The 23,223-nt window shown below is 73.5% G+C and carries 21 protein-coding genes; 8 read left to right on the top strand and 13 right to left on the bottom strand.

Going from position 1 to position 23,223, the window contains the following annotated elements; genetic code table 11:
- Positions 1–1,290, top strand: coding sequence for a tyrosine--tRNA ligase (gene tyrS, locus AC5R91_RS22720; protein WP_495393340.1), 1,290 nt, complete (start codon positions 1–3; stop codon positions 1,288–1,290).
- Positions 1,291–1,330: 40 nt separating this feature from the next.
- On the opposite strand, the gene AC5R91_RS22715 is transcribed toward tyrS, so the two are convergent.
- Together AC5R91_RS22715 and AC5R91_RS22710 are read right to left on the bottom strand one after the other, a co-directional pair.
- The gene (locus AC5R91_RS22715) at positions 1,331–2,242 is read right to left on the bottom strand and encodes a glycosyltransferase (protein ID WP_495398035.1); all 912 of its coding nucleotides are present in this window, start codon (positions 2,240–2,242) and stop codon (positions 1,331–1,333) included.
- A gap of 89 nt (positions 2,243–2,331) precedes the next feature.
- Positions 2,332–3,555, bottom strand: a complete 1,224-nt coding sequence (locus AC5R91_RS22710) for a glycosyltransferase family 2 protein (protein ID WP_495393339.1) — start codon at positions 3,553–3,555, stop codon at positions 2,332–2,334.
- A 285-nt stretch (positions 3,556–3,840) separates the two neighbouring features.
- On the opposite strand from AC5R91_RS22710, the gene AC5R91_RS22705 reads away from it, so the two are divergent.
- Positions 3,841–5,046: a glycosyltransferase gene (locus AC5R91_RS22705; RefSeq protein WP_495393338.1), complete on the top strand. Its 1,206-nt coding sequence runs from the start codon at positions 3,841–3,843 to the stop codon at positions 5,044–5,046.
- Between the two features lie 13 nt (positions 5,047–5,059).
- On the opposite strand, the gene pth is transcribed toward AC5R91_RS22705, so the two are convergent.
- The 8 genes from pth to AC5R91_RS22665 form a co-directional block, all read right to left on the bottom strand.
- Positions 5,060–5,653, bottom strand: a complete 594-nt coding sequence (gene pth, locus AC5R91_RS22700) for an aminoacyl-tRNA hydrolase (protein WP_495393337.1) — start codon at positions 5,651–5,653, stop codon at positions 5,060–5,062.
- A gap of 68 nt (positions 5,654–5,721) precedes the next feature.
- Positions 5,722–6,345, bottom strand: a complete 624-nt coding sequence (locus tag AC5R91_RS22695; protein WP_495393336.1) for a 50S ribosomal protein L25/general stress protein Ctc — start codon at positions 6,343–6,345, stop codon at positions 5,722–5,724.
- Between the two features lie 178 nt (positions 6,346–6,523).
- The gene (locus AC5R91_RS22690; RefSeq protein ID WP_495393335.1) at positions 6,524–7,117 is read right to left on the bottom strand and encodes an alkaline shock response membrane anchor protein AmaP; all 594 of its coding nucleotides are present in this window, start codon (positions 7,115–7,117) and stop codon (positions 6,524–6,526) included.
- Positions 7,114–7,878 carry a DUF6286 domain-containing protein gene (locus AC5R91_RS22685; RefSeq protein WP_495398034.1) on the bottom strand — a complete coding sequence of 255 codons (765 nt, stop codon included), beginning with the start codon at positions 7,876–7,878 and terminating at the stop codon, positions 7,114–7,116. Before AC5R91_RS22685 ends, AC5R91_RS22690 begins: the two co-directional genes overlap by 4 nt.
- Before the next feature lie 208 nt (positions 7,879–8,086).
- The gene (locus AC5R91_RS22680) at positions 8,087–8,485 is read right to left on the bottom strand and encodes an Asp23/Gls24 family envelope stress response protein (RefSeq protein ID WP_495393334.1); all 399 of its coding nucleotides are present in this window, start codon (positions 8,483–8,485) and stop codon (positions 8,087–8,089) included.
- Positions 8,482–8,670, bottom strand: coding sequence for a DUF2273 domain-containing protein (locus tag AC5R91_RS22675; protein WP_495393333.1), 189 nt, complete (start codon positions 8,668–8,670; stop codon positions 8,482–8,484). Before AC5R91_RS22675 ends, AC5R91_RS22680 begins: the two co-directional genes overlap by 4 nt.
- A gap of 654 nt (positions 8,671–9,324) precedes the next feature.
- A complete protein-coding gene (locus AC5R91_RS22670; protein ID WP_495393332.1) occupies positions 9,325–9,849 on the bottom strand; it encodes a hypothetical protein in 525 nt (174 codons plus the stop codon).
- On the bottom strand, positions 9,846–10,364 hold the full coding sequence (locus AC5R91_RS22665; protein ID WP_495393331.1) for an Asp23/Gls24 family envelope stress response protein: 519 nt from the start codon (positions 10,362–10,364) through the stop codon (positions 9,846–9,848). Before AC5R91_RS22665 ends, AC5R91_RS22670 begins: the two co-directional genes overlap by 4 nt.
- A 532-nt stretch (positions 10,365–10,896) precedes the next feature.
- Here AC5R91_RS22665 and AC5R91_RS22660 point away from each other — a divergent pair.
- Both AC5R91_RS22660 and AC5R91_RS22655 read left to right on the top strand, forming a co-directional pair.
- A complete protein-coding gene (locus AC5R91_RS22660; protein WP_495393330.1) occupies positions 10,897–11,931 on the top strand; it encodes a 4-(cytidine 5'-diphospho)-2-C-methyl-D-erythritol kinase in 1,035 nt (344 codons plus the stop codon).
- Complete coding sequence (locus AC5R91_RS22655) at positions 11,928–13,844, top strand: ABC-F family ATP-binding cassette domain-containing protein (RefSeq protein ID WP_495393329.1); 1,917 nt, start codon at positions 11,928–11,930, stop codon at positions 13,842–13,844. The genes AC5R91_RS22660 and AC5R91_RS22655 overlap by 4 nt, the downstream gene beginning before the upstream one ends.
- Before the next feature lie 34 nt (positions 13,845–13,878).
- Here AC5R91_RS22655 and AC5R91_RS22650 read toward each other — a convergent pair whose 3' ends face one another.
- A complete protein-coding gene (locus tag AC5R91_RS22650) occupies positions 13,879–14,910 on the bottom strand; it encodes an acyl-CoA desaturase (protein WP_495393328.1) in 1,032 nt (343 codons plus the stop codon).
- An 848-nt stretch (positions 14,911–15,758) separates the two neighbouring features.
- Here AC5R91_RS22650 and glmU point away from each other — a divergent pair.
- The 3 genes from glmU (at position 15,759) to AC5R91_RS22635 (ending at position 19,875) form a co-directional block, all read left to right on the top strand.
- Positions 15,759–17,402: a bifunctional UDP-N-acetylglucosamine diphosphorylase/glucosamine-1-phosphate N-acetyltransferase GlmU gene (glmU, locus tag AC5R91_RS22645; RefSeq protein ID WP_495393327.1), complete on the top strand. Its 1,644-nt coding sequence runs from the start codon at positions 15,759–15,761 to the stop codon at positions 17,400–17,402.
- Between the two features lie 370 nt (positions 17,403–17,772).
- Entirely contained in the window at positions 17,773–18,747 is a 975-nt protein-coding gene (locus AC5R91_RS22640) for a ribose-phosphate diphosphokinase (protein WP_495393326.1), read from the top strand.
- 102 nt (positions 18,748–18,849) lie between these two features.
- Entirely contained in the window at positions 18,850–19,875 is a 1,026-nt protein-coding gene (locus tag AC5R91_RS22635; RefSeq protein ID WP_495393325.1) for a tryptophan--tRNA ligase, read from the top strand.
- A gap of 140 nt (positions 19,876–20,015) precedes the next feature.
- Here the strand turns inward: AC5R91_RS22635 and rsmA are convergent, their stop codons facing one another.
- Positions 20,016–20,795 carry a 16S rRNA (adenine(1518)-N(6)/adenine(1519)-N(6))-dimethyltransferase RsmA gene (rsmA, locus tag AC5R91_RS22630; RefSeq protein WP_495393324.1) on the bottom strand — a complete coding sequence of 260 codons (780 nt, stop codon included), beginning with the start codon at positions 20,793–20,795 and terminating at the stop codon, positions 20,016–20,018.
- Between the two features lie 107 nt (positions 20,796–20,902).
- Complete coding sequence (locus AC5R91_RS22625) at positions 20,903–21,727, bottom strand: TatD family hydrolase (RefSeq protein WP_495393323.1); 825 nt, start codon at positions 21,725–21,727, stop codon at positions 20,903–20,905.
- Positions 21,728–21,841: 114 nt separating this feature from the next.
- On the opposite strand from AC5R91_RS22625, the gene AC5R91_RS22620 reads away from it, so the two are divergent.
- The gene (locus AC5R91_RS22620; protein WP_495393322.1) at positions 21,842–22,966 is read left to right on the top strand and encodes an ABC transporter substrate-binding protein; all 1,125 of its coding nucleotides are present in this window, start codon (positions 21,842–21,844) and stop codon (positions 22,964–22,966) included.
- Positions 22,967–23,223: the final 257 nt, after the last annotated feature.

Here is a 23,223-nt window from a genome sequence, read left to right as displayed (position 1 = left end):
ATGACACACGCGCTCCTGGACGAGCTGTCCTGGCGTGGACTCATCCACGACAGCACCGATCCCGCCGAACTACGGGACCACCTCGACAGCGGCGGGCGGCGTTGCTACATCGGTTTCGACCCGACCGCCCCGTCCCTGACCATCGGCAACCTGCTACCGATCACGCTGCTCATCCGGGCGGCGCGGGCCGGGCTCGGCGCCGTCACCCTGTTCGGGGGCGGCACCGGCCTGATCGGCGACCCGTCCGGCAAGTCCGTCGAGCGCAGCCTGCTCACCGTCGAGGACGTGCGGGCCAACGTCGCGCGCCACCGCGAGGCCATGGAGACGATCTTCGGGCGGGCGCTGGCCGCCGACCAGATCCCGGCCTTCGTCGACAACGGCGACTGGCTGGGCGGTCTCGGCATGATCGAGTTCCTGCGGGACGTCGGCAAGCACTTCCCCGTCACCGAGATGATCAGGCGGGACTCGGTCCGCCGCCGCCTCGACGACCCCGACGTGGGCCTGACCTACACCGAGTTCAGCTACTCGCTGCTGCAGGCGTACGACTTCCGCCGGCTGTGCGAGGACCACGGCGTGACGCTCCAGATGGGGGCGTCGGACCAGTGGGGCAACATCGTCGCCGGGATCGACTACGTGCGCCGGGTGCTGCGTACGCAGGTGCACGGGCTGACCTGCCCGCTGCTGCTGCGCGCGGACGGCACGAAGTTCGGCAAGTCGGAGAAGGGCGCGGTGTGGCTGACGGCCGACCGCACCTCGCCGTACACGCTGTACCAGTTCCTGATCAACCTGTCCGACGACGAGGCACGACGGTTCGCGCTGTTCTTCTCGCTCACCGACCGCGAGCCGCTGGAGCGGCTGTTCGCCGAGCACGCCGAGGCGCCCGGCCGCCGCGCGCTGCAGCGCCATATCGCCAGGGAGATGACCGCGCTCATCCACGGCCAGCCCGCCGTCGACGCCGCCGAGGCGGCATCCGCGGCGCTGTTCAGCGGCGACGTGAAGGCGATCGGGGCGGACCTGATCTCGGACGTCTTCGCCGACGTGCCGACGGTCACCGAACCGCTGGCCCGGCTCGCGGCCGACGGCGGCTGGCCCGCCGTCGACCTCCTGCTCGCCACCGGCCTGGCCAGCAGCCGCCGCGACGCCCGCGAACACCTCGCCAACCGCGCGGTGCTGGTCAACGGCGACCGGATCGACGCCGAGGCGACCGTCTCCGAGAAGGACCTGCTGCACGGCTCGGTGATCCTCGTCCGCCGCGGCCGCCGCGAGTGGCGGGTCGCCCGCTTCACCTGAGCGCCCGCCTCGCCCGGCCCCAGCCACGCCGGGCGGGGCCTCAGGGGGCGGGCGGACCGACGAGCAGCCCCTTGATGTAGGCGGCGTGCTCGTCGGCCACCGCCTTCTTGCCACGGGCGCGGGAGAGCACCGTGCGCCCGGCGTACCCGGCGACGAGCATCGAGCGCATCACGTTCACCCGGGCCGGAGCGTTGTGTTTACGCAGGTAGCGGACCATGGACGCGCCGCGCATCTGGAGCATCCAGGTCTTGCCCGCGCCGCTGCCACCGGCGCCGTGCGGGACCAGCAGATCGGTGTGCAGCTTCTGGCGCAGGCCGGCCTCGCGGATCGCCCGGCCGAGCGCCATGTCCTCGTTGTAGACGAAGAACGTCTCGTCGAAGCCGCCCAGATCGAGGAACGTGGCGCGGCGCACGGCCATGCAGGCGCCGGTCAGCCACTCGGGGTTCATCGGCCGACCGGGGGTCGGGCGCGCGAACAGCGCCGACGTCGGTGCCACCTTGTGCGCGCCGAGGACGTGCAGCAGCACCCGCCGCGGCGTCGGCTCCCACCCGCCGTTGCCGAGCTCGGGCCGGTCGTCGTGGCCCTTCATCGTCGCCGCGCTGGTGACCAGCTCCGGATCGGCGACGAGGTCGTCGACGAGCACGTCGATGACGTCGACGGTGGGCCGGCTGTCCGGGTTGCCCAGGACGATGTAGTCGTACCTGGACGAACGGATGCCCATGTTGGCAGCCTTCGCGAAGCCCTTGCCGCCGCCGGAGTCCAGGTAGCGGCTGTTGGGCCGGTCCACGAGCAGTTCGTCGACCCGGTCGGCGCCGTTGGCGTTGTCGATGACCACCACCGGCATGTCCAGCGGCAGCGTCGCGAACAGCTCTTCGAGCTGCCCTCGGCTGTGGTAGCTGACCAGCACGAGCTCGTACTGCCACGTGGACCGCTTGGATTGCTCGACCGACACGGCGGCACGCTCCTCACTGCGTGTGTTCACGCGAACTTCCGATGCACCGTACGGCCCGGCGCCGACGGTGCTGGCCTGCGATCCTCGGCTCAGCCGCCAGCCGAGGTCAGCGCACTGGACGAGCTGGAAGGGCTGGAGGAGCTGCCCGGACTCGCCGGGTCGGCGCCGGACGGCGGGGCGACCGGCTGGCGATCCGGCTTCGGCCACACGGCCGGGCGGTCCCGGGCGGCGAAGCGGCGCACTCCGCCGAGCGCGACGGCCTGCAGGAAGAACACCTGCGCGACCAGCCGGCTGGGCCCCGGCGGCGTCCGCCCGGTCATCAGCGCGGCCGCGCTCGCGGTGCCGGCGGCGTTGCCGGCCAGGAACACCCGGGCGGCCCAGCTGTGGCGGGCGGCCGGGACGGCCATGGCGACGAGGACGACGTGGGCCATCGGTCCGAACGACGAGCGGACCAGCCGGTGCCCCCACAGTTGCGGGGTGACCGGCAACGCGCCCGGCACCAGCGCCGCCCGGCGGCGCCAGAGCATGTCCAGGTTGCCGGCGACGATCCGGGTCCGCCGCTCCCACTCACCGGTGTAGTCGGGAGCCGCCGACTCGATCGAGTACGCCTCGGGCTCGTAGACGACCCGCAGCCCGCCCTCGAGGATGTCGAGGGCCAGCCAGGCGTCGTCAACCGCCGTGTCGGCGGGCAGCGGCCGGAACGCCTGCCGGCGGAAGGCCAGCATCTCGCCGACGACGCCGATGGTCGCGCCGGTCGCCGACTCGCAGCGCTTCAGCCACGACTCGAACTTCCAGTAGAAGCCCTGGGCGCCGTCGGGATCGTCGACCTGCTTCTCCCCCGCGACCGCGCCGACGGTCTCGTCGGTGAAGTGGCGGGCGGCGGCGCGCAGCGCGCCGGGGGCGAGCACCGCGTTCGCGTCGGTGAGCACGACGATCTCGTGGGAGGCGGCGGCGACGCCGCGGTTGACCGCGCGGGCCTTGCCCAGCCGCTCCCCCGAGGACAGCACTCGCACGCCCGGCCGGCGCGAGGCCTCCGCCGTCTCCGGGTCGTCCGCGACGACGATGACCTCCATCGGCCCGGGATAGTCCGTGCCGGCCAGTTCATCCAGTTTCGTGCCGATAACCGCGGATTCCCGGTACGCGGAGACGACGACACTCAGGCCCGGCCAGATCTCAGGGTCCGACGGTGTCGTCGGTTCCAGGCCACGGCTGCGCAGTCCGATATAAACCGGATACAGAACGTGACCGTAAACAGTTGCGGCTCCGAGCGCCGCAACGGCGGCTCCTCGACCGATGGTCCGGACACCTGTCATGACAGTAACCGTAGCGTTCCACCGGAACGCCACGGCGAACGGCTCCTGGCCCGTCGAATCACGCGATTGACCCCATGACGCTGCGCGGCCGTGATGCACGGACCCGACCTGCTCGGCAGTCCGGCGCGGCCACGGTCCGCCGATGAGGGCCGCAGGAAACCGCCCGGTTTATTCACCGCTACTCGACACCATCGTGACCACCCGGCCACGCGTCGCATTCCTCGGCCGGGCGACCGGGCGGACCCTCCCCCATGTGGGTGAACCCGGGTCGTTACAGTGGGACCGGTGAGCGACTCCACGCGCTGGATCGTCGTTGTCGAGGAACCGTTTCTCCCGGCGGACGCCGGCGGCCGGGTGGAGACATTCAGCTTCCTCACCGCGGCCTCCGCGGCCGGCATTCGGATGCAGATCCTGGTTCCCTCGCGCGAGGATCTGGACATCGCCGCCTACGAGGAGGCGGTTCCCGGTTCGGCGGTCATCCGACTTCCCCGGGACGACAGCCCGCGCGCCCATCTGACGCCGAGGCCGTTCATGCACGCCTCCCGGCCGGTCGGGCCGCTGCGCCGCGCGTTGGAGTCCACGCCCCCGCGCGCCGACGCCGTGATCAGTTATAGCTGCCGGTCGTCGCATCTCGGCGAGGAGATCGCCCGGATCTGGAAGCTGCCGCACCTGGTGCGCGCGCACAACGTCGACTCGGAGTTCTTCCGGGTGCTCGCCCGCAGCAGCTCCGGCCCCCGGGCCGTGGCCTACGAGCTGGAGTACCACAAGCTGCGCCTGGCCGAACTCGCGATGCACCATTCCCCCCTGGTCACCTGCATCGCCGACATCTCGTTGGAAGACCACGAGTGGCGGCGCACCCGGGCGAGCGTGCCCACGTTCCACCTGCCACCGTTCCTGCCCGTGGGGGCGCTGCGGGCGACCGCGTCCACCGAACCCGCCGCGGCCGCCGCGGCCGTGGGCGGCGACCAGCGGCTGATCTTCGTCGGTTCGCTGGACACCCCGACGAACATCGAGGCGCTGCGCTGGTTCCTCGGAGGATGCTGGCCGATGATCCGGGTCCGCCATCCGAAGGCCACCTTCCAGGTGGTGGGGCGGCGCCCGGAGGACGGCCTGGCCGCGTGGCTCGCCGGTTTCGAGGGCGTCGAACTGCACACCGACGTACCGAGCGTCGCCGGCTACCTCACCGCGGCGACGCTGTCGGTGAACCCGATGCGCTCCGGCTCAGGCGTGAACATCAAGGCCATCGAGGCGATGGCGACCGCCACCCCGGTGGTGAGCACCCCGACCGGCAGCCGCGGGTTGGACTGGGCCCCCGGAACCGACCTGCTGGTCGCCGAGGAGCCGGGCGCCTTCGCTGCCGCCGCGTGCGACCTGCTGGACAACCCGGTGCGGGCGGCCGAGATCGGCCTCGCCGGCCGGGCCTTCGTCCGCCGGGAGCTCGACCACGCGGCGCTGATCGGCCGCATCCAGGAGCACCTGACGCCGTCCTGACCGCCGCGGGCGGTCAGAGCAGGGCGTGGTAGCGGTTCTGCGTGGGCTCCAGGCCGTCCGTGATGAGCATTTCGACCGAGTCGGCGGCATGCTCCAGCAGCAGCGGCAGCTCGCGCCGCTCCGCCGCGCCGAAGTCCCGCAGGACGAAGTCGGCCGGGTCCATCCGGCCGGGCGGGCGACCAATGCCGACCCGGACCCGCAGGTAGTCGCGGGTGCCGAGAGCAGAGGAGATCGATCGCAGCCCGTTGTGGCCGTTGTCCCCGCCGCCGCGCTTGAGCCGAACGCTCCCGAACGGGATGTCCAGCTCGTCATGCACGACGATGACCCGGGCCGGATCGATCTTGTAGAAGGTGCGCACCGCCGAGACGGGCCCACCGGAGAGGTTCATGAAGGTCAGCGGACGGGCCAGGACCGACCGCGCGCCGGCGAGGCGAACCTCGGCGACATCCGCCCGGGACCGGTGCGACTTCAGCCGCGACCCGGCCCGCTCGGCGAGCAGATCGACGACCATGAAACCGGCGTTGTGGCGGTTGCCGGCATAGCCCGGACCCGGATTGCCCAGTCCGACGACGAGCCACGGCCCGTCGTCGGTCGGCACGTTCGTCATCGACAGCTCATCCGCAGGTCATCGGCAGGTGACGAGAGGCGAGGGGGTCGACAGGGAGAGCCGTCCGCCTAGGCGGACGCGCTCGCCACGCCGGCCTCCTCGGTCGCCTCGGTGGTCTCGCCGAGCTCGGCGTCCTGCTGGGCGACGGTTCGCTTGGCCAGGCACTGCACGACGGCCAGGTCGGGATCGGCGTCGAGTTCGGCGCCCTCAGGCAGCGCCAGCTGGCGGGCCAGCACGGCGGTGCCCGGCTCCAGGCCGGTGATGTCCACTTCGATCGCGTTCGGCAGACGCGAGGCGTCGGCCCTCAACGCGATCGAGGTGACCTGCTGATCGACCAGCGTGTCGGGGTGGGGCTCGCCGACGACCTGCACCGGGATGTCTGCGACGACCTTCTCGCCCCGGTTCACGAGAACCAGGTCGATGTGCTCGAAGCTGCCCTTGATCGGGTGCCGCTGGACGTCCTTCGCGAGCGCGAGCTCGGTGCCGTCGGCAAGCTCGAGCGTCAGCAGGACGTTCGTGCCGGCGTCGGTCTTGAAGGCGTGCAGCAGGTCGTGCGCGGGCAGGGCGATGTGGCGCGGCGGCTTGCCGTGACCGTAGAGAACAGCGGGTACCTTGCCGGCGCGGCGGGTGCGACGAGCACCGCCCTTACCGAACTCGGTGCGCGGCTCCGCGGCGATGCGGACCTCGGACATGGCGGCGCTCATCCTTTCCAGAACATGGGATTCCATCGCCGGAGGGCGGGAGGACCACCGCGGCGCGGTCCTTCACAGTACCGGACGCTTCGCGAGAGGTGGACGGCCACCCCGATCTGTCAAGACCCAGCGCAGATGCGGACCGCCGCGGGGCACCGGTCCCGACCGGACCGGCGCATCAGCGGACGCGGGGCCGGCGCCGGGCCGCACCGACGGGCCGGATGTTCACCTGAGCGGGCAGGTCGGGGCGGCCGAGGGCGCGCCGGGCCCGTCCCAGCACCGGGCCGCAGACCTCCCCGACCACGCCGGGCACGTCGGTGCCGCGGGTCACTCTGACCGCGATGTCCAGCGACGGTTCGCGCCTGCCCCGCAGCTCGGCCTGCGAGCCCTCGACGCCCGCGATCCCGGCCACGTCGTCCGTGACGGCGTCGGTCAGCGCGGCCGCCGGCAGGTGCACGTCGCCCAGCGCATCGTGGGTCACGTCCAGCCCGTGGGACCTGTCGGTGCGCATCTGCTGGGCCAGCCAGACCAGTGCCAGCAGGGCGACCAGCCCGCAGCCGACCCCGACGACCGGCCAGAACCAGCCGTGGTCCGCGGCGAAGTCACGGACGTCCGGATCGAGTACCGGCTGGTCCGCCAGGCGGTCCCCGAAGACGCCGACCCCGGCGAGCAGCGCGACCACGCCGGCCGCGGTGAGCAGCAGGCCCAGGGCGGCAAGAATGACCTGGTTGCGCCGGTCGGTGGGCGGCGTGCGCGGCCCGGGCCCGGTCACGGCGCCTCGCCTCCCCGCCGAGCCGCGGCACCCACACGGGTGCCGTCCGGTTCGGGCCCGACCCGCCGGCCGGGCCCGACCGGACCCTCCGAGCCGACCGGACCCTCCGAGCCGGCCCCGCCGTCACGCCCGGAGGGGCCGGCGTGCCCGCCCGGACCGCCCCGCTCGGCCGGGCCGTCATGCCTAGCCGGCCCGTTCCCGCCGGCCAGTTCGTGCCGGGCACCGGTCGACCGCACGGTTACCCGGACGATGGGGACGGGCGGCTCGGCCAACGCGAAGGCGTCGAGCTCCTCGCGCAGCGCGGCCTCCACCCGCTGCGCGACCTCCACCCGCTGCGGGGCGCCGCCCGCGATGGGCGAACGCAGGCGCAGCCGGACATCCGTGCCCCGCCGGTCCACCCGGACCCGGGCCCGCTCCACCCCGTCGACGGCGAGTGCCGTGGCCCGCAGGTCCCGGGCCAGCCCGCGCCGGTCCACGAACACCCCGGTCAGCGGGCTGTCCCAGCGGATACGCAGCCGGGCGGGCTTGCCGCGCCGAAGCGCGGTCCCGATCAGCAGCAACCCGACCAGGGCGACGAGCCCGGCGGTCAGCAACGCCGGCCCCTCCGACCAGGCGGTGTCACTCAGGCCGTCCGCCCAGCTCTGCCAGTCGACCACGATGTGACCACCGCCGGCGGCGGCAGCGATGATCTCGATGACGGCGATGACACCGGCAGCCGCGATCAGCGCGGCAAGCAGCCCAGCGACGATCCGGCGTCCCATCCGCACGATGTCCACCCCCCACCGAGTCCACCCCTACTCCACTACCTGTGCCCAGTTGAGCACTAACAGACACCATCCATTCAGCTCCCCGCCTTTCCGCCAGGACGAAACGGCACCGAACCCGTGAGGACAAGACGGACACCGAAGCCCGCGGAACGGCAGCCGGTTGACGATCAGGAGCGGGGTGACCGCGGGCACCCGCCGGGGATCAGCCGTCCGGTTCGCCGCCGCCGGGACTCAGGGAGGGCACCTCGATGTCGAGACGAGCGACCCGCACACCGGCGAGCGCCGCGACCCGTTCCCGCACCTCGCCCCGCACCCGCTCGGCGGTCTCGCCGACGGGGTTCGGGTACCGCACGGAGAACGTCATGGTCAGCCGCACCGTGCCGCCCTCGACCCGGGCGTCCACCCGGGGTCTGCGGGCATGCCCACGCCGCCGGAAACCCCCGCGCCGCGAGAGCCTCCGTGGCGGCCCGGTGACCCCGGACACGTCCGCAGCGGCCATCGCGGCGATCTTCTCCACGACCCGGTCGGCGACGCGAAGCGACCCCGCACCGGCCGCGCCCCCGTGGCGCGTGCGGGCGTCGGGCCGGGACGGGGTCGTCAACGCCGGCTCCGGCGCCGGTCCCCGCCCACGTAACGGGTGATGTCGAGATCACCGTCGACGACCTTGCCGACGACCAGCCCGACCGCGCCGAAGACGAGGACGATCAGAAACTCGCCGAACCCGCCGAAGGCGAGAGCGAGCCCGGCGATGAGGCCGGTGATCAGACCGAGTGCTGCAGCTCGCATGGTGACGCCCCTTCCGGTCCACGACCCGTCCGGTCGGGTGGTACGTCCGACGTGCCCCTCGGACGGGTCAGGAAGGGGCCATTGGTGCGATCGTCACATGGCGTAAGGCACCGCCACGCTCCATCCGGGGGGTGTCGCGTCAGCGGACCCGGGAACCACGCTGTGCTCTCGGAGCCTCTCGTCGGTGTACCCAGCGGACGCCGAGCCGATGGCCCCATCGCGCTCCGAGGACCTTCCATCGCCCCTCAACGCCCGACCGGGCCGCCCCGTGACCCGGCCAGCTCGCCCTGAGGTCAGGCCATCGCCGCCGCGCGGCGCCGCACCAGCCCCGGCCGCGGTCCGCCACCCAGGCGGCCAGGTGCTCGGGCACGGTGCGCCGGTGGTAGGCCGTGGGACGCGAGTCGGCCCTGGCCGGCGAGCCCGTAGCCGACCGGCCGGTGGTCGACCGGCCCGTAGCGGACCGGCCGGTGGTCGACCGGCCGGTGGCCGACGATCCCGCACGCAGCGCCCGCAGGCCCGCGGCGAAGGCGTCCGGGTCTCCGCCGCGGTCCGGGTGATGCGTCCGGACGAAGGCACGAATCTCCGCCCGGCGCCGGGCCGCGTCAGCGTCAGCCCGGGCATCCGGACGGCCTTCGTCTCCCGCGTTCCGGGGAGTCACGGCGGCCAGACCCACGGCTCCTCGCCATCCCCCGTCCGCGACGGATCGACCGAGGTTCGCCAGTCGCGCGAGGCCGACCCGGCCGGGGGGTCGAGATCGCGGATGATCACGTCCACCCGAGGGCAGTCGGGTGCGGCGCCGAGCACCTGGGCCCGGATTCGGCCGGCAAGATCGGGCAGCGGCTCGCCGTAGCGGCAGTCGACCTGCACGAGGATCCGGTCAGCCCGTACCCGTACCCCCACGACTCGGCGGCCCGGTAGGTACGTCGCCACCTCGGCCGCCCCGAACCAGCCCCGCGCCGCGCCCGCCCGTGGGCCTTCGGCCGTGGCGTCGTCGGTGCGGGCTGCCACGTCGGCATTGCCGGCGGGCGACGCACTGGGGCGCGCCGGGATGCTCAGGGCCGCGGGCGCGGGAGCGCCGACGAGCCGCGTCACCCCCGGGCATGCGGCCACCGCCGCCGCGACCCGGTCGGGATCCCAGCGAAACCAGGCGGCGGGATCCCCCGTCCTGACCGGGCTCACTCGACCCGCCGGGTCTCTTCCTGGCTGTCTTCGGCGATGTAGACGTCGTCGACCGCAACGTTGACCTCGGTGACCTCCAGCCCGGTCATCCCCTCCACGGAGCTGACGACGTTGCGCCGGATCGACTGCGACAGGTCGACGATGGAGACGCCGTAGTCGCAGACCACGTCCAGGTCGACGGCCGCCTGCCGCTGGCCGACCTCGACCGCGACGCCCTGCGCGACGCTGGCCGACGCGCCGGGGATGCGGGCCTTCACCGAGGCGACCGCCCGGGCGCCGCCGGAGCCCAGCTTGTGTACGCCGGCGACCTCGCGAGCCGCCACTCCGGCGATCTTGCGGACCACTACGTCCGCGATCGACGTGCGGCCCAGTTCGCTGATGAGCTCCGTCGCGTGCTTGCGGTCCGGCACAGTGCTCCGCCCGGGGGCGCCGGTCGCCGGCGAATCCGCATGGCCGGCGCTGGTCGAGGTCCCGGCGCCGGTCGTCGTGGTTCCGGAGCTGGTGGTCGTGGTCATGGTGCTCCCTTTCGTGGTTTACGACGCCCCCGATAGGCGGTGGTCGCGGGGCACCACCCGGTGTCAGGCTGCCGTCCGCCCGCTGGGGTCGGGTCCGACCGGGTCACCGCAGGCCAGCTAGGACTCGGCGGCGACGCACGTGCGGGCCGGACATCATGGGGAGCCGGGGAAAGGTGTGAAGGGCCAGGTCCAACCGGGCGGGGTAGCGCACAAAGCACGAGCGAGCCCTCCCCGACGGGGTCACCCACGCCGCGGACCGCCCGATTTCACCAGCCAGGCATCCCGCTCTCCCATGTACCCCGTGGGTGGACAGTCATACGCTCCGGACCCGCGGATAGGTTGGATCCGGCCGGTCGCCCCGCCCGTACGGGCGGGACCGCACGCACGAGTAGAGCCGCACGCACGAGTAGAGCCGCACGCAACGAGTAGAGCCGCACGCACGAGTGAGCCTGAGTGAGTCCGAGCGAAGGAGCATCCGCTGCCTCGATCCCACCCGGGCCCGCGCCAAGGCGCGGGAGCCGGCACCGCTGCCGTGACCGTCCGGGCCCCGGCCAAGGTCAACCTGCATCTCGGCGTCGGCCCGCTGCGGCCGGACGGCTACCACGATGTGATCACCGTGCTCCAGGCCGTCTCGCTGTTCGACGACCTGACCGCCACGGCACTCGATCCCACGGCGCTCGACGGGCCGCCCTCGACGGCCCCCGGTGAAGAGGACGGGGTCGTGGTCACCGTCGAGGTCTCGGGCGAGGGCGCCGACCCGGCCGCGCAGGGCCCGGCCACGACCACCCCCGACGTGTCCATCGTCCCCACCGGCCGTGACAACATCGCCGTCCGCGCGGCGCACCTGGTCGCCGAGGCCGCGGGCATCACCTCGGAGCGGGTGCACCTGACCCTGACCAAGGGCATTCCGGTCGCCGCGGGCATGGCCGGCGGCAGCGCGGACGCGGCGGCGGCGCTCGTCGCCTTCGACGCGCTGTGGCAGGCCGGCCTCGACCGGGTCGCCCTCGCCGGCCTCGCCGCCCGGCTCGGCAGCGACGTCCCGTTCCCCCTGACCGGCGGAACCGCGCTGGGCACCGGCCGCGGCGAGCAGCTCACCGACGTCCTCGCCACGGGCGAGTACCACTGGGTGTTCGCCCTCGCCGACGGCGGCCTGTCCACCCCGGCCGTCTACGCCGAGTTCGACAAACTGTCCGAGGGCCGGCTGCGCACCGGACCCACCCCCGCCGACGACGTGCTGGCGGCGTTGCGCACCGGCGACCCCGCCCAGCTCGGGGCGGCCCTCGTCAACGACCTGCAGCCGGCGGCGCTGCGGCTGCGGCCGGGGCTGCGCCGGGTCCTGGAGACCGGCCGCGAGCTCGGCGCCGTCGGGGCCATCGTGAGCGGTTCGGGGCCGACCTGCGCCTTCCTCGCCGCCGGGGCGACCGAGAGCATCGACCTGGCCGCGAGCCTGGCCGGAATGGGCGTCGCCCGGGCCGTGCGTCGGGCCTCCGGGCCGGCGGCCGGCGCCAGGGTGCTGGAGGGGCCGGACGACGCGGACGGGTCGGACGGGTCGGGCGGAGGGCCGTGAGCCCCGTCCTGGTCAGCCTGGAGAACGTCGACGCCGCCTTCGGCACCCGCACCCTGCTTGACCAGGTGAGTCTCGGTGTCGGCACCGGCGAGCGGATCGGTGTGGTCGGGCGCAACGGCGCCGGCAAGTCCACCCTGCTGCGGATCATCGCGGGCGAGGCGGAGCCGGATGCGGGCCGGGTCGTCCACGCGGGTTCGACCCGGGTGGGCTCGCTGGCCCAGGCGGACGTGCTGCCCGCCGACCGGACGGTCCGCGAGGTCGTGGTCGGCACCGGCGCGGAGCACGAATGGGCGGCGGACCCGCGCCGCCGCGGCGTGCTCGCCGGCCTCGGCCTGCTGGACCGCCTCGACGACGTGCTCGGCCCGATGTCGGGCGGCGAGCGTCGGCGGGTGGCGCTGGCCCGGCTCCTGGTCCAGGACCTCGACCTGCTGATCCTCGACGAGCCGACGAACCACCTCGACGTCGAGGGGGTGGCCTGGCTCGCCGGCCACCTCGCCGGCTGGCGCGGCGGCCTGCTCGTCGCCACCCACGACCGGTGGTTCCTCGACGAGGTGTGCGGCCGGGTGTGGGAGGTCGTCGACGGGCGTGTCGACGCCTACGAGGGCGGCTACTCCGCCTACGTCCTCGCCCGGGCCGAACGGACCAGACGGGCGGATGCGACGGAGGCCCGCCGGCAGAACCTGCTGCGCAAGGAGCTCGCCTGGCTACGCCGCGGGCCCCCCGCCCGGACCAGCAAGCCGCGGTTCCGCATCGACGCCGCCAACGCCCTGATCGCCGACGAGCCGCCGCCCCGCGACACGATGGCGCTGCGCAGCTTCGCGGCCTCCCGGCTCGGCAAGGATGTCTACGACGCGGAGAACCTCACCGTCCGGATCGGGGACCGCACCCTGTTCGACGGCATCACCTGGCTGCTGGGTCCGGGCGACCGGATCGGGCTGGTCGGCGTCAACGGCGCCGGCAAGACGACGCTGCTGCGCACCCTGCTCGGCGACGTCGTCCCGGACGTTGGGCGGGTGAAGGTCGGGGCCAGCGTCCGACCGGCGCTGCTGTCCCAGGAGGTCGCCGAGCTCCCGGCGTCGCTGCGCGCGCTGGAGGCCGTCGAGCAGGTCGGCCGGGTGCTGGAGGTCGAGCGGGGCCGGGAGCGCAGCGCAGGGCAGTTGCTGGAGCAGTTCGGCCTGCCGTCGTCGCGGCAGTGGACCCGGGTCGGCGACCTCTCCGGTGGCGAACGGCGCAGGTTGCAGCTCCTGCGCCTGCTCATGGCCCGCCCGAACGTCCTGCTCCTGGACGAGCCGACGAACGATCTCGACACGGACACGCTCACCGCGTTGGAGGACCTGCTGGACTCCTGGCCCGGCACTCTGGTCGTGGTCAGCCACGACCGGTATTTCCTCGAGCGCACCTGTGACGTGACGATGGCTCTGCTCGGCGACGGCCACCTGCGGATGCTGCCCGGCGGCATCGAGGAGTACCTGGCCCGCCGCGCCGCCGGGTTGGAGACCGCCGCCTCGGCCCCGCCGGCCCGGGGGGTCGCCGCGGGCGGGACGAGTGGCGCAGCTGGCCGGGGTGGCGCGGGTGGCACCCGGACCGGCGAGACCGCGCCGGGCGTTTCCGCCGCCGCGACGGCAGCGGCCGGCACGGCGGCATCCGGCACGGCAGCGGCCGCCGCCGGCACGGTGACCGGGCCGTCCCGGTCCGGCAGCGAGCTGCGGGCCGCCCGCAAGGAACTGACCCGCCTCGAACGCGCCCTCGACCGGCTGACCCGACGGGAGCAGGAGCTCCACCATGCCCTCGCCGAGGCGGCGACCGACCATGAGCGCCTGTTGGCGCTGGACGCCGAGCTGCGCGCCGTCGTCGCAGACAAGGACGGCACCGAGGAGGCGTGGCTGACCCTCGCCGCCGAGCTGGAGGGCTGAGGCGCCTGAGCCGCCTGAGACCGCCTGAGCCGGCTCAGGCGGTCGTGTCGGCGGTGACGCGCTTGGCGGCGAGGCGGGCCGGATCGGGCCAGCGCACGTCCCAGACCAGGTGCAGCGCCTCCATCAACTTGATGATGTAGAAGCTGGTGTCGATCTGCCAGGGGCGCACGCCGTGGCGGGCCGAGGTCGGCTCGGCGTGGTGCAGGTTGTGCCAGGACTCCCCCATCGACAACAGAGCCAGCGGCCAGACGTTGGCCGAACGGTCCCGCGACCGGTACGGCCGGGAGCCGAGCACGTGGCAGATGCTGTTCACCGACCAGGTGACGTGGTGGAGCGTGGCGACCCGGACGAGGCCCGCCCAGAAGAACGCCTGCGCAGCCGCCTCGAACGAGCCGCCCCAGAGGCCGCCGATGATCGCCGGCGCGGCGAGGCTGACGAAGGCGCAGCCGGCGAACGAGCGGCTGACCTTCACGATGTCCGGGTCATCCAGCAGGTCGGGGGCGAAGCGGCGCTGGTCGGTCTGCTCGACGTCGAACAGCCAGCCGACGTGGGCGTGGTAGAGGCCCTTCATCATCGACCACGTGCCGGGGCCGTAGCGCCACGGCGAGTGCGGGTCGCCCTCGGCGTCGCTGAAGGCGTGGTGGCGCCGGTGGTCGGCCACCCAGCGGATCACCGGGCCCTCGATCGCCATGTTGCCGGCGACGGCGAGCGCGATGCGCATCGGCCGGGACGTCTTGAAACCACGGTGGGTGAAGTAACGGTGGAATCCGACCGTCACCCCGTGCCCGCTGATGGCATAGAAGATCAGGGCAAGGACGACGTCGTGCCAGGAGATCCACCGGCCCCACAGCGCGGGTATCGCGGCGACCACCGCGACAAGCGGAACGACGATCGTCGTCACCATGATGATCTGTTCGGCCCGAGCCTTCGCCATCGACCTGGGCCTGGTGGCGTTGCCCCGGCTGTTGGCGGGATCGGCGCGGCCGACAGCCTGCCCCGCAGTCGTTTCCCGGTCGTCATCCGGCGCCCGATTGTCGCTCGGTGTCACCGTGTCGGTAGCGGTCATCGCCTCGTCCCGTCCATCGCGGCAGGTCCACTGCGCCGGCACTCCACCGGCCACGGTAGCCCGCCGATGTGACAACAGTCCCCATTGCCGGCGTCCACCACGCAAACGGGCCACCCGACACGGCGGCCCGGCCGCCCGGCCTGCCGGCACCGCCGTCGACCCACCGGCCGGCGCCGCCCGAAAGGTCTACGTCTCGTGGGGGTACCCGCCGCTCCGGGGCCCCCACCCGGACCACCCCGGAGGGCGACCGGCAGCCGTGCCCGGAACCTGTCCGGGCGACCGCGACGGCACCCGACGCCGCCTACTTCGGGCGGCATGCCCCGCAGCGGCGCGACGGTGGTGTGGTGCGCCCCGGTCGCTGCGGGAGCCCGATGCATCGGGCTGTGCCGGGTCGGCGGGGACCGCGGCGCGGCCCGACCCGCGGGACAGTGGTCCGCGACCCTACTTTTACCTTCCGAGCCACCCCACGATGGTAGAGTTGCCATGTTTTCCCCGCGGTCCGCCGTAGTGTAATCGGCAGCACAGGAGATTTTGGTTCTCTTAGTCCACGTTCGAGTCGTGGCGGCGGAGCACTATCGGAGCACTACCAGTAATACCATCACAAAGAATCGCCGGGAAGTACCGCCGCGCCGGCCGGACCGCCGTCGCACCCCATTCTCCGCGCTCGGCCGAGGGCTTCGGCGGGGATTCGGTCGGGTCGTTCCCCGCCGGCCGGCCGGTGTGTTCCCCCGCGGACGGCGCCCGGCGTGTTACCGGCGGTCGTCACCTCCCCAGGCCCGGCCAGCAGGTCGCGGTAGTGTGGTCCCCGTCGCCCCATCGTCGTGCAGGCCGAAGATTCGGGAGATCGCGTGACATCACCACGTCCGGCCGCCGTCATCATCCTGGCAGCGGGCGAGGGTCGACGGATGCGCTCGACGACACCGAAGGTGCTGCACAGCATCGCCGGGCGAACCCTGCTCGGGCACGTGCTGCACGCCGCCGGCACCCTGGCCGCGCCCCGCACCGCCGTCGTCGTCGGCCACGGCCGGGAGCAGGTCGCGGCCATGCTCGCCGAGCAGGCCCCGGCGGTCGTCACCGTCGTGCAGGACCGTCAGCACGGCACCGGCCACGCCGTTCGGGTCGCCCTGGCGGCGCTCGACGGGCTCGCCCCCGACGACACGGTGGTCGTGCTCCCCGGCGACACCCCGCTGCTCACCGGGGAGACGCTGGCCGCCCTCACCGGCCATCACCATGCCCAGGGCGCCGCGGCGACCGTGCTGACCGCCGTCCTGGACGACGCCACCGGCTACGGCCGGGTCGTGCGCGACGCCGCGGGCGGGGTCCGGGCGATCATCGAGCACCGCGACGCCGACGCCGCCACGGCCGCCATCCGCGAGATCAACACCGGCGTCTACGCGTTCCGCGCCGGCCCACTCCAGGCGGCGCTGGCCCGGCTGACCAGGGAGAACGCTCAAGGCGAGGAGTACCTGACCGACGTCGTCGGGCTACTGGTCGGCGACGGCAGCCCGGTCGCGGCGAGGGTCGTCGCCGACCCGGTCGAGGCCGCCGGGGTCAACGACCGGATCCAGCTCGCCGCCGCCGGTCGGGCGCTGCGCGACCGGCTCGTCGTCGCGGCGATGAAGGCCGGCACCACCGTCGTGGATCCGTCCACCACCTGGATCGATGCGGACGTGACCCTGGAGCCGGACACGACGATCGCCCCCAACACCTTCCTGCGCGGGCACACTCACCTGGCGCGTGGCGCCACCGTCGGGCCCGAGTGCACCCTCACGGACACGATCGTCGGCGCGGAGGCGAGCGTCGTGCGGACCACGGCCGACCGGGCCGAGATCGGCGCCGGCGCCGCCGTCGGCCCCTACAGCCACCTGCGCCCCGGCACCCGGCTCGGCCGGGAGGGCAAGATCGGATCCTTCGTCGAGACGAAGTCCGCCGAGTTCGGCGACCATACGAAGGTCCCCCACCTCGCCTACGTCGGCGACGCGGTCGTCGGCGAGCGGAGCAACATCGGCTGCACGACCGTCTTCGTGAACTACGACGGCGTCGCGAAGCACCGCACCGTCATCGGCTCCGACGTCCGCATCGGCAGCGACACGATGCTCGTCGCCCCGGTCACCGTCGGGGACGGCGCCTACACGGGCGCCGGTTCCGTCATCCGGGAGGACGTGCCGCCGGGCGCGCTTGCCATCCGCGAGGGGCGGCAGCGGATCATCGAGGGCTGGACGGAGCGGCGCCGACCCGGCAGCCCGGCCGCGCGGGCCGCGGCCGCCGCCGGTGCCTCGCCGGTTCCCGCCGTCCCCGACGCGGCGACGCCGGTCGACGCCCTCGCAGCCGACTCCCGCGCAGCCGACGCCCTCGCAGCCGACTCCCGCGGAACGCAAGCGCCCGAGGTCGGCACCCCCGACGCAGGCCCGCACAGTCGGGGTGACTTGACGCACACCCGCGGAGGCGAGGCCGGGATCGCTGGCGTTCCCGGAGCGGGAAGCAGAACGTAGAGGCGTCGGTCCAACCTTCTGACCAGCGGGGGGATGCACACCGCCCCATCGGTCCGGCCACGTGGGCAGGCCGGCGGGCAGCGCGGAGCAACACCCCGCGCGCAGGCGTGCCGCCGACGGCCCCACGGCGGCGGCGGACCCGCGACCGGCCGCGTCCCGCTTACGGGCGCCGGACCGGGTAAGCCCGAGACACGCCCGCCCACCACCCGTCCCCGCCCGCAGCCCGTACCGCCCGCAGCCCGGCCGACCCCGCGACTGCCCGCCCACTGGCCTGCCGGCGCCCCCGACCCGGCCCCGGCGTCGGGCGGCTCGACGGGCCGACATGTCGCGCACCCCAGCCTGATCATCCGTCACGTCCGAGGAGAACGCGGTGGCCTACCAGACCGAGAACCGGCGCAACCTGATGCTCTTCGCGGGACGCTCGCACCCCGGCCTCGCGGCGGAGGTGGCGGCCGCACTCGACGTCGAACCCGTGCCGACGAACGCCTACGAGTTCGCCAGCGGCGAGATCTTCGTTCGCTTCTCCGAATCGGTCCGCGGCTGCGACGCCTTCGTCCTGCAGTGCCATTCGGCGCCGGTCAACACCTGGCTGATGGAGCAACTGATCATGGTGGACGCCCTGAAGCGGGCGAGCGCCAAGCGGATCACCGTGGTAGCGCCGTTCTACCCGTACGCCCGCCAGGACAAGAAGCACCGCGGCCGCGAGCCGATCTCCGCCCGGCTCGTCGCCGACCTGTTCAAGACCGCCGGTGCGCACCGGCTCATGTCGGTCGACCTGCACACCGCGCAGATCCAGGGCTTCTTCGACGGCCCGGTCGACCACCTTTTCGCACTCCCGCTACTCGCCGACTACATCGAGAACAAGCTGGACACCTCGGAGGTCACCGTCGTCGCCCCCGACTCGGGCCGGGTGCGGGTGGCCGAGCGCTGGACCGACCGGCTGGGCTGCCCGCTGGCCATCATCCACAAGCGGCGTGACCCCGACGTGCCCAACCAGGTGAAGATGTTCGACGTGGTCGGTGAGGTCCGCGGCCGCACCTGCGTCATCGTCGACGACATGATCGACACCGCCGGCACGATCACGAAGGCGGCGGAGTCGCTCAAGGAGCACGGGGCGGCCCACGTCATCGCGGCGGCGACGCACGGCGTGCTGTCCGGGCCGGCGGCCGACCGGCTGAAGAACTCCGAGATCGGCGAGGTCGTCCTCACGAACACCCTGCCGCTGCCCAGCGAGGCACGGATCGACAAGATCACCGAGCTGTCGATCGCCCCGCTGCTGGCCGCCGCGATCAAGGCGGTCTTCGAGGACGGCTCCGTGACCGGCCTGTTCGGCGGGGACGCCTGACGGCCGTGGGTCGGCGGCGTCACGGGCTCGACCCGGGACGCCGCCCGACCCACGCGGCCTGCCGGGCCGGCGGCGCGGGCCACCTCCGTAGACTGCGCAGCCATGGCAGCGCAACAGCCGAAGGTCTCGCTGACCGGCATCAAGCCGACGGGCGAGCCGCATCTCGGGAACTACATCGGAGCGATCCGGCCCTCGCTGGAGCTCACCTCGGCCTACGAGTCGATCTACTTCATCGCCGACTACCATGCCCTCACGTCGATACGCGACCGCAGGGAGCTGGCGAGCTACACCCGGTCGGTGGCGGCCACCTGGATCACGCTCGGCCTCGACCCGGCGCGCACGATCTTCTACCGCCAGTCCGACGTCCCCGAGATCTTCGAGCTGTCCTGGGTGCTGTCCTGCGTCACCGGCAAGGGCCTGATGAACCGGGCGCACGCCTACAAGGCCGCCCGTGACCGCAACGCCGAGTCCGGCGTGGCGGATCTGGACGCCGGGATCAACATGGGCCTGTTCAACTACCCGATTCTGATGGCTGTCGACATCCTCATCATGAACACCGACGTGGTGCCCGTCGGGCAGGACCAGTCGCAGCACGTCGAATACGCCGCCGACATCGCCGGCTCGTTCAACCATCTCTTCGGCGACGTCTTCAGCCTGAGGATTCCGGAGGGAATCTATCCGGCCGGTATCTCGGCGCGGGCACTGCCCGGAACCGATGGGCGCAAGATGAGCAAGTCCTACAAGAACACGATTCCCCTGTTCGCCCCCGAGAAGCAGCTACGGAAGCTCATCCGCGGCATCGTGAGCGACAGCACACCGGTGGACCAGCCGAAGGACCCGGACGCCTCGGCGGCGTTCGCGCTGTTCGAGAACTTCGCCACCCCCGAGGCGATCAAGGAGATGCGGACCCGCCTGGAGCAGGGCGGTACCGGCTGGGGCGAGCTGAAGAACGCCCTGTTCGAGACCGTCAACGCCTGGCTGTCGCCGCTGCGTGAGCAGTACGAGGCGCTTGTCGCCCCCGGCAGCGAGCTCGACGCCATCCTCGCCGCCGGCGCCGAGCAGGCCCGCGACCGGGCCCGCCCCGTCCTCGAAGGCGTCCGCCGCGCCGTCGGCATCGCCTCCCTCTGACCGGACCTCTCCCCGACTCACTTCCTTGCCTTTTCCAGAGGGACGAGACGGACACAGAACCCCCGGAAAGGCAAGGAACCGCTAGCCGGCCGAACCAGGCCCCAGGACCCGCGACCGACACAACCCGATGCGCGCCGCCCTCAACACCCCGACGACTCGCGCTCGGCGGCGACGCGGGCGGTGGCGAGGCGGCAGAAGGCCTCGACGTCGAGGGTCTCGCCCCGGGCGCCGGGATCCACCCCGGCCGCCTCCGCCAGGGTCGTCGCGGCGGCGCGCGAGCCGGCCCAGGGGGCCAGCGCGGTGCGCAGCGTCTTGCGGCGCTGCGCGAACGCGGCGTCGACGGCGGCGAACACCTCGGCGCGCAGCTCCGCCGGCGCCGGCGGGGTCCGGCGCGTGAAGGCGACCAGCCCGGAGTCGACGTTCGGCTGCGGCCAGAAGACCGGGCGGGGCACACCGCCGGCCGGGCGGCTGCGCGCGTACCAGGCCAGCTTCACGCTGGGCGCGCCGTACACCCGGCTGCCGGGCGGCGCCGTCAGCCGGTCGGCGACCTCCGCCTGCACCATCACCAGGCCGCGGCGCAGCGACGGCAGCCGTTCGAGCACGCCCAGCAGCAGCGGCACCGCGATGTTGTAGGGCAGGTTCGCGGCGAGCACGTCCGGGGCGGGCACGCCCACGGGCAGGTCCGCCGGTCCCAGCCGCAGCCCGTCGGCGAGCACCACGTGCAGCCGCGCCGCGGCCTCGGCGGGCAGCCGGGCGGCGACGGTCACCGGCAGGGCGGCGGCCAGCGGCGCGTCCACCTCGACGGCCACGACTGCGCCGGCGGTGCCGAGCAGCCCCAGGGTCATCGAACCGAGACCCGGACCGATCTCCAGGACCGTGTCGCTCGGACCGACGTCGGCCAGGCGCACCAGGCGGCGCACGGTGTTCGCGTCGACGAGGAAGTTCTGCCCACGGCGCTTCGTCGGCCGCAGGTCCAGCGCGTGCGCCAGCGCCCGCAGCTCGGCGGGCGCGAGCAGCGCGTCGGTGCCTACCAGGGCCCGAACACCCGCTCGGCGTTGGCGGCGATCGACGCGCCGAGCTCGGCGACGCCCACGCCCCTGGTCTCGGCGAGCACCCGCAGCGTCAGCGGGATCAGGTAGGGGCCACCGGGCCGGCCCCGCCAGGGCACCGGGGTGAGGAACGGCGCGTCGGTCTCGACGAGCAGCAGCTCGGCCGGGGCGACGGCGGCCGCCTCGCGCAGGTTCGCCGCGTTCTTGAAGGTCACGTTGCCGGCGAAGGACATCACGTAGCCGGCGTCGGCGCAGACCTTCGCCATCTCGACGTCGCCGGAGAAGGCGTGGAAGACGACCGTGTCCGGAGCGCCCTCCTCGGCGAGGATGCGCAACGTGTCCTCGTGCGCGTCCCGGTCGTGGATCATCAGGGCACGGCCGGTCTCCTTGGCGATCGCGATGTGCCGGCGGAAACTCTCCTGCTGGGCGGCGTGCGCCTCCGGCGGGGTGCGGAAGTAGTCCAGCCCGGTCTCGCCGACGGCCCGGACCTTGTCCCGGCGGGCAAGCTCGGTGACGGCCGCGAACGTCTCCTCGCTCACCCCGTGGGCGGCCTCGTTGGGGTGGATGGCCACGGCCGCGTAGAGCTCCGGATGGGCGTCGGCGACGTCGGCCTGCCACCGGCTCGTCGGCAGGTCCACCCCGACGGTGACGGCCCGGGTGACGCCGACGGCGACGGCGGCCGCGATCGCGGCGTCCACCTCGGTGTCCATGAGGTCGAGGTGGCAGTGGCTGTCGACGACGGCCACCGGCAGGGGATCGGGCGGCGGCGGTGGTTCGCCCGCCCGGTCAGAGTTTCGCGCCACCTCACCCATCCTTCCGCGTCCGGTGAAGTCTACGGCCGCTGCCGGGCGCGCCGAAGAATGCGCCTATCAAGCATGGGACGCTTATCTGGTGAGCGACTGCGAGGATTCCTGCCGATGACGACGCCGTTGACCGTGGCCCTCGTCACCCCGCTGACCGGGCCGGACGCCGCCCAGGGCCTGGCCGGCCTGCGCGGCGTCACCCTGTGGGCGCGCGATGAGCGGCTCCCCGCCCCCTGGGACGAGGTGAGCCTCACCGCGTATGACGCCTACCCCGACCCGGCGGCCGCGATGCGCGCCGCCGTCGCCGCCCGTCCGGACGCCCTGCTCGGGCCCTACGGCCACCGGGCGGCCCTGGCTGCCTGTGCGGCGACCGACCGGGTGGTGTTCAACACGGGGGCGCCGTCGACCAGGTTCGTCCGGCAGGCATTCCCCAACGTCGTCAACATCGCCGCGGCCACCTCGACCTGGCCACGGGGGGTCCTCGCGGCGGTGCGGGCGGTCGACCGGCGGGCCCGCAAGGTCGTCCTGCTCGCCTCGGGCGACACCGCGGTCGAGATCACCTCGGTGGCCAGAGCCGCCGCCACCGCCCAGGCGTTCGAGGTCGCCTCGCACGTCTTCGCGCCGGGAAAGGCCACGCTCGCCGCGACCCGGCTACCCCCGGGCGACGTTCTCATCGTGCACGCGAGCCCCGACGACGAGCTGGCCGCGGCGAACATCCTGCTGCGCCGGCCGTGGCGGGCGGCGGCGTTCTCCACCGCCGTCAGCGCGCAGGCCACCGCCAGCCTCGGCGACCTGCGCGAGCAACTGCTCGCCCCGGGAAGCTGGATGCCGGAGAGCACCCAGCTGACCGCCACCGGGCCGACGGCGCGCGAGTTCACCGCCGACTACACCGCCCTGCACGGCGTCGCGCCGACGGAGACGGCCGCCTGGGCCTACGTCACCGGCCTGATCCTGGGGCGGGCGATCCGGTTCTGCGGAGGCGTGCAGGACGCCTCCGTGCTCGCCGCCGCCCGCGGCATCGACACGACGACGCTGCTCGGCCGGTTCCGGCTGGACGAGGCGACCGGGCTGCAGGTCGGCCACCAGATCCCGATCGTGCAGTGGCAGGACGGCGCGTCACGCACCGTGTGGCCACGGGAGGCCGCCCGGGCCACGTTCGCCCATCCTCGCCGGATCACCAGCCGGCCGGCCTCGGCGCCGCCGACCGCCCGGCCGACCTCCACCTCCCCGTCGACATAGGAGCTGCGTCGGCGAGGAGCGGCATCGGCGTGGAGCTGCGTCGGCGTGGAGCTGCGTCGGCGAGGAGCTGCGTCGGGGAAATGGGGCGCCGCGAAGTGCGGCGCCGACGGGGAGCGGCCGAGAGCGGGCCGGCCGCCGGCGCCGCATCCCGGTGTTGTCCGGGGCGGCGGGTTGCGGCGGGGGAGCCCACCCGGAGCGGGTGAGCCGTGGTTGGCTCGGGTCACGCGGCGGAACGAGGCGCCACGACGGCCACGGCG

It is taken from the genome of Frankia sp. BMG5.60, from assembly GCF_059428125.1.
The sequence above is the reverse complement of the archived record's forward strand: the minus strand, read 5'-3'. Positions and strand labels throughout refer to the sequence as shown.